The 1,598-nt window shown below is 50.1% G+C and carries 2 protein-coding genes; both read left to right on the forward strand.

Translation table 11 applies throughout. The features are described from left to right. On the forward strand, positions 1-114 hold a 114-nt coding region (locus VE954_RS43925), incomplete at its 5' end, for an integrase core domain-containing protein (protein ID WP_349263836.1). Positions 115-500: 386 nt separating this feature from the next. Then, positions 501-1,598 (forward strand): protein kinase domain-containing protein (locus tag VE954_RS31520; protein WP_324960489.1); only part of this gene is annotated, 1,098 nt, incomplete at its 3' end.

Raw genomic sequence — 1,598 nt, forward strand, 5'->3', positions numbered from 1 at the left:
GAGCAAGCACGAAGTGCCATCGCTTCGTTCATTGATGTCTATCACAACGAGAGACCGCATCGGTCTCTTGACATGTTAACTCCGTCCGAATGGATGGAACGATTTGCAGCTTAATTGGTTTGCGAATTGGGGGTCCTTACACTGCCCCCGAACCCCACTGCCTGGGCACCGCTCGAGGCGGAGGGATAGACGGCGTCGATAACCAAAGCAGGCACCATATCGGAAACGTCCGCTCCGAAGCAGCATTTTGATGCCCAAGGATTTGATCGAAGAATCGTTTGTATTGAACCCATAGCCTGAAAGCAAGACTCTGCAGGAGTGAACCTATTTACGCTCCCACCACTTCCAAGCCTCTTTTCGGTAATCGAAATGCGGAATCAAGCGGTCGTATATGGACAAATCCTAATGTTCATTTGGTGGTGATTTCGGAAACAGGCTACAATATTGCATAATCATAAAGATCTTACTGCCTTTAATCCATTTTATAGTGTGTGGGAAATATGGAAAAATTAGGTAAATACCAAATAATTGAAACTCTCCATTCCTCTTCCCCTAATATGGTCTACGTTTGTATGGATCCGGATGCGCAGGAGGAGGTCGTCCTTAAGGTCGTTCCCGACAGGCACAATAACAGTCTGGCAGCACTTCGCCTGGAGCAGGAGTTCAGCTTTTTCCATACTTTGAATGGCGCCTATTTCCTTAAGGCTTTTGACCTGATCAAGGAAGCCGACCGGATTTATATCGTCATGGAAAGGTTCAAAGGGCTTTCACTTCGCAGGCATTTGCCGGAAAGAAAATCGCCACTTGCAATCGAACAGATTTTCAGCCTTGCCATATCCATGGTTGAAGCCATCGACATTGTTCATGACAGGCTGATCATCCATAAGGATATCAGCCCTGATAACATTCTCGTCTCCGACGACCTTAAGGAAATCCGCCTTATCGATTTCGGGATATCGACCCTGCTTTCCCGCGAGCACCCAAAGGTCGAGCATCTGAGTCAGCTTGAAGGGCACCTTCAGTATATTGCTCCGGAACAAACGGGACGCATGAACAGGAGCCTTGATTATCGCTGCGATTATTATTCCCTTGGGGCTGTGCTTTATGAGCTGGTCTCCGGTGAGCCACCCTTTCCGACCGACGATCCTTTGGCCTGTGTGTCGGCCCACATATCAGAGACGCCGCGTCCGCCCCAGGCTCCCGGGCGGGAGGTTCCCCCGTCTCTGAGCGGCATCATCCTCAAGCTCCTGAGCAAAGGGGCCGAGGACCGTTACCAAAGTGGTTTTGGACTTATTGCTGATATTAAGGAGGCCCAAAGGCGGTGGGCCGCGGGGGACAGGCAGAGCCATTTTCAACTCGCCACAAAGGATGTGCCGCGCTATTTTTCCGTAAGTCAAAAGTGCTATGGCCGGGAGAAGGAAATCAGGCTTCTTGAAGAGGCATTTGAAAAGGTGTTCAGCCGCAAGGAGGCGCAGATGATCCTTGTCGCAGGGACTTCGGGCATTGGCAAAACCACCCTGATCAATGAAGTTCAAAAGCCACTTCTCAGGCGTCGGGGCCTGTTCATTAAAGGCAAGTTCAATCAATACAACCGTGAT

Source organism: Oligoflexus sp., assembly GCF_035638955.1.
Lineage (GTDB): Bacteria > Bdellovibrionota_B > Oligoflexia > Oligoflexales > Oligoflexaceae > Oligoflexus.